We start from the raw sequence: 13,780 nt of genomic DNA, 5'->3' as shown, positions 1-13,780 counted from the left end.
CGGTTCGTCCGACGGCCGTCCTCCTGCCGGTACCACGGTCGGCCACCTGCCGTACGACGCCCGGCCACCGCGCGCACGACGGCCGGTGCGCCCGTACGGCCACGGGCACACCGGCCGAAGACTGCCGACGCCGGGTCAACTCCCGGTCAAACCACGACCGGAACCGGGACCGGGCCCGTGCGCACGCGCACTAGCCGATCGCGGTCGCCACGAACGGAACGGTCACGGTCAGGGTCCCGAGGATCGACTGCTCGTCGAAACCCGCGAGCAGCCGGCTGCGGCGCGGGCCGCCGCCGGGGCGCAGCAGGATCTGCCCGCTCGGGTGGTCGGCGGCCCGCTCGCCGCGCGCCTTCGGCTGCTTCCAACTGCGGACCGTCTCTTCGACGTTCATGCCTGGGTGTTCCTCTCTCCGGTGGTGGTCGCGCCGTCGGTGCACGACGGACGCGCTGAGGGTGCGGTGGTCGCGCCGTCGGTGTACGACGGACGCGTCGGCGACGGCTGCAGCAGCAGCGTCGAAGCTGTTCGCCCGGCCGGGTCGAGCCGCAGGAGGCCCAGACCGATGCCGGACAGTCCGGTCAGCAGCCCCGGGACAGCCGGGCCGCCGGGGGTGTCGCAGACCGGTCCCGCCCGGTCGAGCGCGGCGGCCAGGGCGGCCGCCCGGCGCTCCAGCAGCTCCCGGGCAGCGGGATCGGTGAGCACGCCGAGCAGTTCGAGGACGCCCGACTCGCCGTGGCACGGGGCGTGGCCGGGCAGCGGACCGGCCGCCGCGACCTCCCGGACGGCGCGCCCGACCAGCCCGGCCAGCTCCGGCACCGCCAGCGCGGCGGGACTGTCGGCCACGGCCAGCGCGATCCCCGGCAGGCCCCGGCACCAGGTCGGGCCGGTGCGGGCGTCGGCGGCCCGGGCGCCCCGGGCCGCGTGGCGCAGCGCCGCCAGGCCCGCGCGCTCGTACCGCTGCCCGCCGCCGGCCGCCGCGAACCGCAGCAGCGCCCAGCCGACCCCGGCCGCGCCCTCGGCGAACCCGGGGGCGGCCGTGGGGACGGCCGTGGAGGCGCCCGTGGGGTGACGCTCCGTCGGCGGACGCTCCGTCAGCCGCTCGGCGCAGAGCGCGGCGCCGAGCCGGGCCGCGGCACTCCCGGTGGTCCCGTGCACCGCGAGCAGCGCCGCGAGCCCGCCGGCCGTCCCCGCGACCAGCCCGTCGCCGGAGCCGAACTCGACCGCGGCGTCGAACCCGACCGCGGCGTCGAGCCCGACCTCGGCGTCGAGCCCGACCTCGGCGTCGAGCCCGACCTCGGCGTCGAGCTCGAACTCGACTGCGGCAAGGGTGAGTTCGGCGGCCCGGTCGGCCCAGGCGGCCAGCTCGGGGTCGGCCAGTAGGACGGAGGTCCGGGCCAGCGCGTAGGCGATGCCGCCCAGCCCGGCGAAGGCCCCCGGGCCCACGGCGGCCCGGTCCGCCGGCTCCGCCGCGAGGCGGTCCAGCAGCGCGGGCAGCGGGCGCAGGGCCCGGCGGGCGGTCTCCGCGTACCGCTCCTGCCCGGTGCGCACGGCGAGTTCGGCGAGGAACAGCGCGGGGCCCGGGTAGCCGTGCCCGAGGTCCGCCCCGGCCGGGCCGAACCGCCAGGACCGGTCCCCGAGCAGTTCGAGCCCGAGCCAGTTGGCCCGGCCCCGGCCCCGGTGCGCCCCGTCCGCCAAGCGGTCGCCGATCCGCCGGGCCGCGGCGAGCAGCCGCTCCGCGGTCGGCCGGTCCGCCTGCGACGCCTGCGTCGTCCGGTCCCTCCGAGCCGGTCCGGTGCGGCTGCTGCGGTGGGCGGGGGCGGTGGACCTGGTGGCCAGGGCGGCCCGGACGATCCACTCCTGGGCGGCGAGGTCGGCCGGCCCCATCGCCCGGATCTTCGCCACCACCCGGGCCAGCCCGGGCCGTTCCAGCGCACCCGGGACGCGCCGGCCGGGGCCGGCCCACAGGTCCGTCAGGCCCGGCCGGGCGGTGAACAACGGCACGTCGCCGTCCCAGAGTTGGGCGATCTCGTGCTCCAGCAGCCGGGCCGGTCCGGGGGCGCCGAGGGCGTCCGTGCCGAGCAGCCGCAGCAGTTCGTCGCGGTCGGCCGGGTCGCGCAGCACGTCGGGGTGGGTCGACTCGTCGAGCAGCGTGGCGTACACCTGGGTGGCCCGGGGGACCACCCGCACCTCGTCGGCGGCGAAGCGGTGCACCAGGCCCCGCGGGCCGGTCAGTGCCTCCCGTCCGGCGGCGATCGCCCGGTAGCCCGCGCGGAACCCGGCCACCAGCGCCTCGGTGAACTCGGCCGGGTCGGCCGCCGCCTCCCCGAGCCGGGGGCGGTTCTCGGCCCCGGCGATCGTCCCGGCCCGGCGGACCAGCCGCATCCGGTCGGTGCCGCTCTCCGCCCAGGCCGCCACCGGCAGCGGCGCCGCGCTCCCGGCGTCGCCGCCCAGGCCGGAGGCGTCCAGGGCGGTGCCGTCCGGGCCGAAGACCAGCAGCGGCAGCAGGCCGACCCGGTGGACCGAGGCCGCGAGCGCGACCGCCGCCGGGTCGCCGTCGGGGGCGGCCCCGGACACCGGGGGGTGGAACAGGGTCTCGACGTCCACCGGCACCGGGTGGTCCGCCCGGGCGATCAGGTTCTCGAAGTGCAGGTCGGTCGCGTCCAGCGCGTGCAGCAGCGCCAGCCAGGCACCCTGCCGCCGGTAGAACCGCTCCACCTGGCCCCGGTCCCGGCAGGGGAGGGCGGCCACGTACGCCAGCCAGCCGTAGCCGGGCCGCTCCAGCACGGCGACGGTGCGCAGCTCCGGCACGCCCGGCTGCCCGTTGAACCAGTCGACCAGCTCGTTGAAGTGCCGGTGCGCGGTCAGCGGACGCGGCTTGTACACCGCCCGGGAGCCGTCGGCGAAGGTCAGCACGGCGGTGCTCCGGCCGTGCCGGTGCCCGTCGCCGGCGGCGGTGCGGACCGAGACCAGCGGCCCGGGGTCGGTGCCGATGCCTGCGCTCGTGCCGGTGTCTGCGCTCGTGCCGGTGTCTGCGTGCGTGGCGGGCAGCAGGGTGCGGACCAGCTCCGCCCGGTCGGCGGTGTAGCGGTCGAGCAGCTCGGTCAGGGCGTCGGCGGCGTTCAGGCAGGTCTGCGCCAGCAGTCGGCCGAGCACCGGGTACTCGGACAGCAGGGCGGCCAGGCCGTCCTGACGCGCCGTCATGGCCAGGAAGGAACGGAACCGTTCGGTGGGGGTGTCACCCGGCAGGCGGCCCTCGGCCCGGGCGACGTTGAGCTCCAGCACCAGGGTGCGGGCGGCCTGCCGGGCCAGGCTCCGGGTCAGGCGGTCGGTGAACCGGGCCCGGAGGCGCGGCAGGTCGGTGTCGGGGACGGCGGTCGGCAGGCGGGTGGCGGCCAGCTCGGCGAAGGGGGCCAGGACGAACCGGAAGCCGGAGGTGCCCGGCAGCTCCCCGGCCGGAACCACCGGCGCGAGCGGGGCGGCGGCGATCGCCGCCGCGACGAACGCGGCGCACTCCGGTCGCGGGTCGGGGAGGAGTTCGACGGCGGAAGGCCCGCCTCGCCGGTGGCCGGATACGGCCGGATCGGCAGGAGCAATCATGGTGCTGATCACAGGCCAGAGAATTGCAGGGCTCTCCGCCTCCCGACAAGGGCGCAACCCCACCCGGGCGTTCGAGCCCCCTCCCCTGCGGGCCGGGCCCCCACGGGCCCGCGACGATCCGGAGGAAGATGGGGGCCGCACCCCCATGCGCAACCGCCGGGGACGGGTCGCCGCCCGCCGGGGAGGAGCCAAGTGCCTTTCGGTCACCGGCCCTTCGCACCCATGGCCTTGAGCACACGAACCTGACGCTGCGTCAAACTCGTTGGGAACAAGGCGATCTTCCCGCACGACAAAGGTACTCCCCGACGCACGCGAACCGCTCGACCCGCCCTCGAACGGGCCCGCCCCGCCCTCGAACGGGCCCGCCCCCTCGGCGGGGGCGGGCCCGGACGGACGGGTCAGCCGCAGCTCCTGCTGGTCGGCGGGGTCGGGGAGGAGCGGAAGACGTTGACCACGGTGGCGCCGTCGGTGCCGTCCTTGGCGTAGGAGAGGTTGCGGCCGGGAACGGTCCAGGCGGCGCGGCCGGTGGCGGTGAACTCCCAGTAGCCGACCGTCTCGCGCCGGACCGGCCGGGACTCGATCCAGCCGAACTGGCCCTCCGGCACGTTGATCGTCAACTGGTCGGTGACGGAGTCCTGTTGGACCCAGGTGGCGGAGGCGGTGAACTGCGCGCTCAGCATGCTGAGGCGTCCTCCCACCGAGCCGCCGACGGAGAGTTCGGTGCCGGTGGTGCGGGTCCAGGAGAGGCTGTAGGAGTTCACCGCGGAGCTCTGGTTGTAGACGACCTTCCCCACCACGCAGCCGCCCGCCGCCCGGTAGGCGGAGGATTCCTGCTGGACGGGCACGAAGACGCAGTTGCTGCCGGTGCGGCCGGGGTCGTTCGCGCACCTGCGGGCGGCCTGGTCGAGCGCGGTGTTCAGGACGCCGGGGGTGGGAACGCCGTTGTGCTCCAACTTCCAGACGGTGTGGTCGTTGTCGTCGGTGGTGTCGCAGGAGATCATCTCCGGCAGCGCGGCCGTGTGCCTGAACCGGTTGGCGACCAGCGCGGTCAGGCAGGTGCCGGAGCCGCCGGAGCGGATGCGGTAGCCGGCCAGGCCCCGGGTGGCGGGGTCGGTGCCGGCGGTGGGGACGGGATCGAGGTACCAGCCCTGCGGCATGCGGGCGTCGCACGGGGCGATGCGCAGGTGGGTGGCGATGGAGCCGGCGGCGTCCGGCTGCAGGCACCCGCTCCACCTGCGGTCGACGATCGTGACCTGCCCGCCCGGGTCGCCCGCCAGCGGGCGCAGCGACCACTCCTCCGGACCGGAGATGTCGGGCAGCCCGACGCCGGCCCGGCTGCCGGAGTCGGCCTTGTCCTCCAGGCCGAGGAACGGGCCGAAGTCGGCGGTGATGTTCAGGCAGCCGAGGCTGCCGGGCCCCTCGCACGGGTTGTCGCCCGCGGCGGAGAGGTTGTTCCAGTCCGCCCACAGGTCCGGTCGGTTCCCGTCGGCGGAGCCCAGCGCGAGGCGGGTGCGCTGGTAGAGGGTGTAGGAGTCCCGGTCGAGCGCGAAGACGCCGAAGCCGTCGTTGCCGGTGCCCGAGGCGGGGCGCAGGGCGAGGGAGCGCACCGCCCGGTCGCCGAGGGCGCGCCAGTTCCCCTCCCAGATGCCGTCGGGGCTGTTCCTGGTGGCGGCGGAGGTCTGGGTGCGGTAGGTGACGTGCCCCTGCGGGTCGGTGCCGTAGACGGCGAGGCGGCCGTCGCTGTGGGTGGCGACGGCGGGCCGGGCCGCCACCGCGGGGCCGAGGTTCAGGCCGGTGTCCCACTCACCGGCGGGGTTCTGCGCGCTGCGGGGCGTGGTCTGGGCGACGGTCCACAGGGTGCCGTTGCTCTTGTTGCCGAACACCTGGAGCAGGGCCGTGCCCTTGTCGTTGATATTGGAGGCGAGGGCGAGGCCCCCGGTGAAGCCCGTCCCGATCTCGGTCCAGGACGGCCAGTTGTCGGCGGGCAGCGGGCTGTCGGGCTTGCTCGGGCTCTGCTGCGTGATGACCCGCACCCGGCCGTCGTCCTTGCGGGCGGCCACCGTGATCCGGCCGTCGGCACCGGTGACGGCGGTGAAGCCGCCCGACCAGAAGCCGGGCAGGGACTCCCAGCCGCTCCAGGCCGATCCGTTGGGCGACTTCTGCATCCGGTGCCACAGCTGCCCGTTCGCGCCGCGGACGAAGAGCTCGAGACGCCCGTCGGTGTTGCCCCGGACGGCGCCGCTGCTGTCCGCCGCGCGGTTGGTGAGCGTGTTGTCGTCGGTGACGAGTACCGGGGAGCCGACCGCGGTGGTGCCGGTGGGGGCGCCGAGGTCGGTCCAGTCCGACCAGCCGCCGGTGCTCTGCCGCTGCCACCACAGGTGGCCGTCGTCGCGCCGGGCGACCACCGACAGCCGGGTGTTCAGCTCGCGGGCCACCGCGGGATCGCTCGCCGCGGTGCCCAGGGTGCTCTCCCAGTCGCCCCACGAGTCGTCCGCCAGGTGGTGCACCCGCCGGTGGAGGACGTCGCCCCAGCGCCGGGCCAGCAGCACCGTGTCGCCGTCGGCGAGTTCCGCGACCACCGGGGTCCCGGTGTCCGTGAGGTCCGTGGCGGTGGTGACGGCGGCGGCGGGCCGGGCCGCGGCGGGCGTGGCGGCCAAGGGGGCGGGGCCGACGGCGAGCAGCGCCAGCACGGCGGCCAACGCTCCCCGGGCGGGCCCTCGCCGTCGGAGCCGGAAGGTACGGAGTGAACGATCGAACATGGATGACCTCCCCAGTCGGAGCGGTGCCCCGGGGCGGAACGACTGGGCCGTCCCCGCCCCGGGGCACCGGTACTGTGCTGACGATGCGTCAGCCGGTTGTCAGGTGGTGCGTCGGCCGGTGCGGCGCCTGCGGGCGGCGATCAGCAGGCCGGCGCCGAGGGCGGCCAGCAGGCCGCCGCCGGCGAGCAGGTAGGGCAGGTTGCCGCCTGCTCCGGTGCTGGCCAGCGGGCCGGACGGGACCGGGCGGGCCTGCGGCGGGGCGGGGGTGTCCACCGTCGGGGTCGGGGTGGGTGTGGGGGTGGGCGGGATCGGGGTGTTGACGGCGGTGGTGGTGATGCCCGCGTCCAGGTGGTCGTCGTCGAGGACGACCGGTCCGAGGACCGGCTCGCGCGGGGCGGTGTAGCCCTGGGGCGGGGCGACCTCCTCCCAGTAGTAGGTGCCCTGGTCGGCCCGGGTGGTGCAGGTGCCGTCGGTGCCGGTGGTGCAGGGGCCGCCGACCTTGGTGTCGGCCTTGTCGCCACGGGTCTGGGGGCCGTCGGTGCCGTTGGTCTCGCGCCACAGCTGGAACACGGCCCCGGCCAGCGGCTTGCCGTCCTGGTCCTGCTTGGCCAGGCGCAGCGCGCCGCGCTGGGGCTGGAAGCCGAAGTCGAAGCTGTGGTCGTCCTGTCCGGCCGCTCCGGTGGTCAGGGCCCGCTCGGCGTAGGTTCCGCCCTCGGGGACGGTGCCGTCGGAGTCGGTCAGCCGGTTGTCGCCGACGTTCGCGCCGGTGGGGACCCAGTGGTGGAGCGGGCCGCCCTTGGCGTAGTCGGCGGGGTTGTCGAGCCGGATGGTGTACGCGGTCTTCGGCTTGAGGCCGCCGGTGACGTTGCTGTCGTCGAAGTAGTACTCGCCGCGCGCGGTGGTCTTCGTGCTGCCGACCTTCTTGCCGTCGGCGTCGTACAGGTCGACGGTCGCGCCGGGGACGGGCTGCTGCTGGGGCAGTTGCAGGCCGGAGCGCTCCGGGTCGTACCAGACCCGGTTGCCGATCTGCAGCGGCGCCCGGTCGCAGAGCACTTCCAGGTCGCCGAGCGAGGCGCCCTTGCCGAAAGCGGCGGGGTGCGCGCTGTCGTTGAGCCGGAGGCCGAAGCCGGGGTCGACCGTACCGTCGCGGAGGGTGAACATCGGGCCGTAGCCCCAGATGGTGTTGTCCGGGTCGACGCCCGCGGTGGCGATGGAGTTCTCCACCTTCGACAGCGCCAGGCCCGCGTAGGCGGCGTTCGGGTGGTACGTGGTCATCCGGTGCACGTCGAAGTACTTGGTGCCCCGGGTGGTGGCGCCGCAGCCCTCGTTGACGTCCAGGACGTAGCTGCCGCCGGACTTGCAGGCCTTGTCGAGGTCGCCGCCGGACCAGACGGGGGCGGTCAGGTTCTGGCCGGCGATGCGGTCGGCGAGGCGGTCGCGGAAGGCGAGCAGCATCGAGCCGTCGGTCTCGAAGCCGATCTCGCCGAGCTCCGGTTCGGGCTTGGCGAAGCCGCGGCCCGCGCAGGGCTGCCCGGTGCTGCCGGTGGGCCAGGCGTCGGTCCACGGGAACCAGCCGGCGCCCTGGCAGGCCGGATCGGTGGCCCAGGGGGTGGCCCGCAGGCGGGGGTAATCGAGCGGCTGGTCCAGCACGGCGGCGCCGAAGACGCCGGTGGCCGGGTCGAACGGGAGGACCACGGCCCGCAGGTCGGTGATCTTCTGGGTGGACTCGCCGGAGCAGACGCCGCCGAGGTAGCCGACGCCGTCCTGCATGCCGAGGCCGTAGGGACGCCAGTCGCCGGCGGCCGGGCAGTCGGCCGCCGGGATCGGGTAGACGGCCTTGGGTGCGGCGGCGGTGGCCGCGGTGGCGTCGTACCGGTAGAGCTTGCGGTCGGCGAGGTTGACCACGTACAGGTCGCGGCCGTCCTCGGTGAGCTTCAGCCCGCCCAGGCTCTCCTTGCCCGGGGCAGCGAGGAAGCCGCCGTCGTCACCGTCGTGTCCGGTCGTCCCGGCGTTCGGGACGGTGGTGAACAGCGAGGTGGCCTTGGTGGCCGGGTCGGTGACGTAGACCGCGCCGGGGCCGCCGGGGCCGTACCGGGTACCGGCCTTGGCGAGCGCGGAGCCGAACAGCCGCCGGTCGTCCCGGTTCCAGGCCAGCCCGAACAGGGTGCCGGTGTCCTGGCCGGTGGCCAGGTCGGTGACCTGACCGGCGCCGCCGTTCGAGCTGCGGGCCCGGTACGGGAAGGTCAGCAGGGTGCGACGGTCGGCCGTCGCAGTCGCGGCGGGTTGGCAGGCGGTGGCGAGGGGGGCGTTGGCCTGGCAGTAGTCGGACGGGTTCCACAGGCCGGTGGTCAGGGTGGCCTGCTTGCCCGCCGAGAGGTCGACGAACTCCTCGTTGCTGCTCAGCCGGTTCGGGGCGCCGGCCAGGCCCTCGCGGGCGGCGAACGCCGGGTACAGCACGCCCGGTTTCGGATTGACCACCTCCACCCGGTACCTGCCGCCGGCGGTGGCCCTGGCGGGGGTGAGGGTGACGGTGCCGTCGGCGGCGGTGACGGCGGTGCGCACCGCCCCGTCGTCGCCGGTGAGGGTGACCGTCACGCCGGCCAGGCCGGGTTCCAGCGCGGGGCTCCACGTCCCGCTCGCGTCGACGGCGCGGACCACCCGCACCGTGACCGAGCCCTCCGCGCCGGCGGGCGCGGCGGACGGCGCCGCCACCGCCGTCGCGGCGGCCAGTGCCACCGCCACGGCGGCGGCCCGCCCGGCCCGCCGCCGGCCCGTGCCCGGCACGGGTGATCGAGGCTGTTCTGCTGTCTGGATCATGCCCTGCTCTCGTGGTCGGGAAGGCACGCCGGACCGGGGCCGCGAAACCACCCCAACGGCCCTGCGCACACCAGTCTTTTGGCCGAATCGTAAGCGGAATACAGCCATCCGGCGCACAGAACAAGAAAATTGACGCTCAGTCAGGGAAATGCACGACTCCGGGCCGCCCCGGTTCGAGCGGAAGTTCGAGCGGGACGCCCGCGCTGACGGGGGAGGGACGGAAGCGGGTGGGCGAGGCCGGAGTCGAACCGGCACAGCCGAAGCGGGGGCTTTACAGGCCCTTGGGCCGGTCGTCGAACCCCCGCCTGCCCCACGGCTCCCCCAGCCCCAAGGGGGGCTGGGAGGTACCCCCTTGGCACGCCCTCTCGCCGCCCCGGCCGAAAACCCAAGCACACCCAGTACGAGGATTTCCGGCCGGCACGCCGAGAGCACGCACCGACCACCGCGGGGCCGCGCCGGGGGTTCGAAGACCGGCCCTTGGGCTCTCCCGTGCCCAGCTCGCCCTTGGCGGAGAAAGCGGAGGAAGTGGGGGTCGAACCCACACGGGCGCTCGCGCACCCCAACGGTTTTCGAGACCGAGGCCGGCGCCACCTGTCGGCTGGCTCCTCCAGTGAACTGCGGTTGTCGCGCGGAGAGTGCGCGGATCGAACGCGCGCGGGCTTTCACCCGACCACGGCTTAGCAAGCCGCTGCCTTACCACTCGGCCAACTCTCCTGGTGCTGCGCTGCCGGACGAGGATTCGAACCCCGAACTTCCTGATCCAGAGTCAGGCGTGCTGCCAGTTGCACCATCCGGCACTGCGGGAGGGCGGCAAGCAGAAGGCCGCCCGGACGGGGAGACTTCCCCGTGGGCGGCCCGGCGCTGTCGAGCCCGGCTACCGCGAGGAGGAGAGCCCCGTGCTCCGCTGGGAGCTCGAGGAACGCTGATACGACTGGCTACTGCTGCTGCTGCTCATTTCGCGCTCCTCTCCACCGAGTTGCTGCCGGGCGATGCCCCTACTCTGCGCCAGGAACGCCCCCACGGGCAACGGATTTTCCCCACCGGCCCGTCCGGGACCGTCGAGGCCCGTCGGCGACCCGCGCCGGAGTGTCCGAACCTGTCGGCAACAGCCTTGCAGATCAGACTAGTTGGGACGATTCACCGGATCGTGTGGTGCCGCCCGCAACCCGCCGCCCGGGGCCCGGACCGCCGCCTACGGTGGGACACCTGCCCACGAACTCGCGTACGGCCCGCGACCACCGGGGCACCACCCGCGACCACCGGGGCACCACCCGCCGCTGCCTCGACGCCCGCTGCGCGGAGACGCCGCGCCGGCACGCCACCAAGCCCGACCCGCACCTGCCGGCGGCCGTCGCCGGTCAGCGCCAACGGGGCCTTCCCGAACGGGATCCACCGACCGAGAGGACGTACGTGACCCGCAGGACCGAGACCTCCGAACCGCCGGTCTCCGACAGTGAGCGGCTGCTGTTCGGTGGACCGATGCGCTACAGCTACGGCTGGGCCAGGCACGAACTCGCCGCCGACGGGCTGTCGTTCGGCGCGGTGGCCCGGCAGATCCCGCGCTTCCTGCTGCTGGCGGGGCGGATGGCCCGGGCGGCCAGCCCGCGCGCCCTGGGCGTCCTGATCGGCGCCGAGGTGCTGCGGGGCGTCGCGGCGGCGGCCGCGCTGATCGCCGTCAACCGGGTGCTGGCCGCGCTGATGGCGCCGGGCAGCATCGAGCAGGTCACCCGCGCGGCGGTGCCCGCCGTGGCGGTCGCCGGGGCGCTGGCCGCCGGGTCCGCGGTGCTGGCGACGCTGTCGACCTGGGCCGCGGGGCGGCTGGAGCCCGCCGTGTTCCGCCTCGCCACCCTGGAGTTCCTGGAGGTGGTCAGCCGTTCGGAGCTCGCGGCGATCGAGGACCCGGAGTTCCTGGAGGTGGTCGACAGCGCCCGCTGGGGTGCGAAGTCGCTGCAGAACATCATCGGGCAGGCCACCGCCGTCCTGACCGGCGCGCTCTCCCTGGTCTCCGTGGCCGGCGTGCTGTCCGTCCTGGACCCGCTGCTGCTGGGCATGCTGGTGCTGATCACCGCGCCCCGCGGCTGGGGCGCGGTGGTCACCGCCCGCCGCCGGTACGCCTCCACCCGGGCGATGCTCCAGCACGCCCGGGCCAGCACCGCCATCGCCGACCTGCTGATCCACCCCTACTCGGCCGCCGAGCAGCGGGTGCACGCCGCCGGACCGTTCCTGCTGCACCACTACGCCCTGATGTCGCAGGCCGCCGAACGCGAGCAGAGCCGCCTCGCCCGCGCCCGGGCCGGCACCGACACGCTCACCGCCGCCCTGGCGGGCCTCGCCACCGCCGGCGCGTTCGCCCTGCTCGGCTGGCTCGTCCTCGACCACGCCGTCCCGCTGGCCGGCGCCTTCACCGCCGTCCTGGCGATCCGCACCGGCGCCGCCGGGATCGGCGCCCTGGTCGAACGCGTCAACTCGCTCTACGAGGAGTCCCTGTTCGTCCGCGACCTCGACCGGCTGCGCACCGAGGGCCACCGGCGCGCCGTGCCCGCCGGGGGCACCCCGCTGCCCGGGCGCCCGGAGGCGATCACCGTCGAGGACGTCACCTTCACCTACCCGGGCAAGCCCGCCCCCGCCCTCGACCGGGTCAGCCTCACCCTCCCGCGCGGACGGGTCACCGCGCTGGTCGGCGCCAACGGCTCCGGCAAGTCCACCCTGGCCCACCTGCTGTGCGGGGTCTACCTGCCCGACCGCGGCAGGATCTGCTGGGACGGCGTCGACACCGCCGACGGGGCGGACCGGCACCAGCAGTTCCGCTCCACCGTGCTGCTCGACCAGACCTACCAGCGCTGGCCGTTCACCCTGGAGGCCAACCTGCTCCTCGGCCGCCCCGAAGTCCCCATCGCCGGGGAGCAGTTGGACGCCTCCGCCGACTACGCCGACCTGCACCGGGTCCTGGACGCCCTCCCCAACGGCCGGCGCACCCTGCTGGCCCGGGGCTTCGAGGGCGGGGTCAACCTCTCCGGCGGCCAGTGGCAGACCATCGCGCTCGCCCGCACTCACCTGCGCCTGACCACCCCCGACGCCGACGGCCGCCACCCCGCCCTGGTCGTCGTCGACGAACCCACCAGCGCGCTCGACCCGGCCGCCGAGATCGCCGCGTTCGAACAGATCCGCCGCCTGCGCGACCTCGGCGCCACCGTCGTCCTGATCACCCACCGCCTCGCCGCCACCGCGAAGGCCGACCACATCGCCGTCCTCGACCACGGCCGCCTGGTCGAACAGGGCACCCACGCCCAGCTCATGGCCGGCGACACGCTCTACGGCCGGATGTACCGCATCCAGGCCCAGCAGTACGACACCACTCCGGACGCCGGACGGCTCCCCGGCCAGGCGCGTGCTTGAAAAGTTTTGCGCCATCTTGCAGAGCTGGTTTCGTTACGCCCGGATGATCTCCGCCCGACGGGGCGATGACGCCGCCGGGTTCCGCCCCGCCCGGTGGGCCCAGGAGCAGCGGCCGGCCGTTGTATTGACTTCTTGAAGGGAAATCTGGATGACGCCCCTCCTGGGTGTCTTGAATGTGACGGCAAGCGCGGGAGAAAGGCAGCTTTTCCGACTCGATCCGTTGATTTCATGTTGGGATCAAGCCGTGCTGACGCCGTGTCAGCTCCCCTTGAGGAAGAGATGGGAAGAGTCATGACGACCGCTCCTGCCCGCACCGCGGCCGCCGTCTGGCGCCCGGTCCTGCTCGCGGCCGCACTGCTGGCCTGCCTGCTCGGCGCCGTCGCTCCGGCGGGCGCCGCCACTGCCGAGGCGACCCTCTGGGTCACGGTCACCGCCCGGACCCAGCCCGGTGACACCGTACTGATCAGCGGGAACACCGCGCAGTTGGGCAACTGGAACCCCGCCGCCGCCGTCCCGCTGCAGACCACCGCCCAGACGTACCCGACCTGGAAGGGCTACTTCCAGATCATTCAGGGCACCACTGCCCAGTACAAGTTCCTGATCCGCAGCAGCACCGGGGCCGTGACCTGGGAGAGCATCCCCAACCGCTCCGTGACCGACGGGCCCGGCACGGTCTCCCCGATCGACGAGCGCTGGAACGTCAGTGACGGGGCCCCGGTGACCGCGGTCTTCCACGCCACCGCCACCACCGTCTACGGCCAGAACCTCTACGTCGCCGGCGCGCTCGCCGAACTCGGCGACTGGGACCCGGCGAAGGCCGTGCCGCTGACCACGGGCGGCAGCAGCTACCCGGTGTGGACCGCCGGCCTGCAGCTGCCGCCCAACACCCCGGTCGAGTACAAGTACCTGATCAAGAACCCCGACGGCAGCGTGGTCTGGGAGAATGGCGCCAACCGCAGCGCGGTCACCCCCGCCACCGGCACCTTCACCGCCAACGACACCTGGCGCTGACGGACGCCCGGCACTGAGGGGCGGAGCTCCGCAGCACACCCCGGCGGCACGGCAGCACGGAGCCGCCGGGGTGGGCCCGTCCGCATGACGAGATGAAAAGCCTTGCTGAAATTTTCAGGCAGTCGTAAGCTCGGCCCCCACCGGACGCCTGCACGGTGCGGCCCCCACCCCGTGGCCCGCCGGTGCTCTGCACACCCGCGGGC

Annotated in this window: 6 protein-coding genes and 3 tRNA genes; 2 read left to right on the top strand and 7 right to left on the bottom strand. The window is 74.7% G+C overall.

From position 1 onward, the window contains the following. Window positions 1-190: 190 nt before the first annotated feature. From ACIOHG_RS11315 to ACIOHG_RS11285, 7 genes are all read right to left on the bottom strand, one after another. Window positions 191-391 (bottom strand): hypothetical protein, encoded by a 201-nt coding sequence (locus tag ACIOHG_RS11315; protein ID WP_400948282.1) that lies wholly within the window; start codon window positions 389-391, stop codon window positions 191-193. Next, entirely contained in the window at window positions 388-3,606 is a 3,219-nt protein-coding gene (locus ACIOHG_RS11310; RefSeq protein WP_400948280.1) for a type 2 lanthipeptide synthetase LanM family protein, read from the bottom strand. The genes ACIOHG_RS11315 and ACIOHG_RS11310 overlap by 4 nt, the downstream gene beginning before the upstream one ends. Before the next feature lie 386 nt (window positions 3,607-3,992). Continuing rightward, window positions 3,993-6,293: a hypothetical protein gene (locus ACIOHG_RS11305; RefSeq protein WP_400948277.1), complete on the bottom strand. Its 2,301-nt coding sequence runs from the start codon at window positions 6,291-6,293 to the stop codon at window positions 3,993-3,995. 159 nt (window positions 6,294-6,452) lie between these two features. Then, on the bottom strand, window positions 6,453-9,170 hold the full coding sequence (locus tag ACIOHG_RS11300) for an SdrD B-like domain-containing protein (RefSeq protein WP_400948274.1): 2,718 nt from the start codon (window positions 9,168-9,170) through the stop codon (window positions 6,453-6,455). Between the two features lie 517 nt (window positions 9,171-9,687). Next, a tRNA-Ser gene (locus tag ACIOHG_RS11295) sits at window positions 9,688-9,779 on the bottom strand. Window positions 9,780-9,799: 20 nt separating this feature from the next. Continuing rightward, window positions 9,800-9,884: transfer RNA gene (locus ACIOHG_RS11290), tRNA-Ser, on the bottom strand. Window positions 9,885-9,894: 10 nt separating this feature from the next. Then, window positions 9,895-9,967: transfer RNA gene (locus ACIOHG_RS11285), tRNA-Gln, on the bottom strand. A 613-nt stretch (window positions 9,968-10,580) separates the two neighbouring features. Between ACIOHG_RS11285 and ACIOHG_RS11280 the strand changes: the two genes are divergently transcribed. Further along, window positions 10,581-12,566, top strand: a complete 1,986-nt coding sequence (locus ACIOHG_RS11280) for an ATP-binding cassette domain-containing protein (protein ID WP_400948271.1) — start codon at window positions 10,581-10,583, stop codon at window positions 12,564-12,566. Window positions 12,567-12,857: 291 nt separating this feature from the next. Then, complete coding sequence (locus ACIOHG_RS11275; protein ID WP_400948268.1) at window positions 12,858-13,577, top strand: CBM20 domain-containing protein; 720 nt, start codon at window positions 12,858-12,860, stop codon at window positions 13,575-13,577. The last annotated feature ends 203 nt before the right edge of the window (window positions 13,578-13,780 follow it).

This window comes from Kitasatospora sp. NPDC088134, assembly GCF_044741705.1.
Classification (GTDB): Bacteria; Actinomycetota; Actinomycetes; order Streptomycetales; family Streptomycetaceae; genus Kitasatospora.
This window is presented reverse-complemented; position numbering and strand designations above follow the sequence as displayed.

Coding starts and splice junctions, on each gene's coding strand:
- ACIOHG_RS11315 (WP_400948282.1), bottom strand. CDS start 391: ATGAACGTCGAAGAGACGGTCCGCAGTTGGAAGCAGCCGAAGGCGCGC.
- ACIOHG_RS11275 (WP_400948268.1), top strand. CDS start 12,858: ATGACGACCGCTCCTGCCCGCACCGCGGCCGCCGTCTGGCGCCCGGTC.
- ACIOHG_RS11300 (WP_400948274.1), bottom strand. CDS start 9,170: ATGATCCAGACAGCAGAACAGCCTCGATCACCCGTGCCGGGCACGGGC.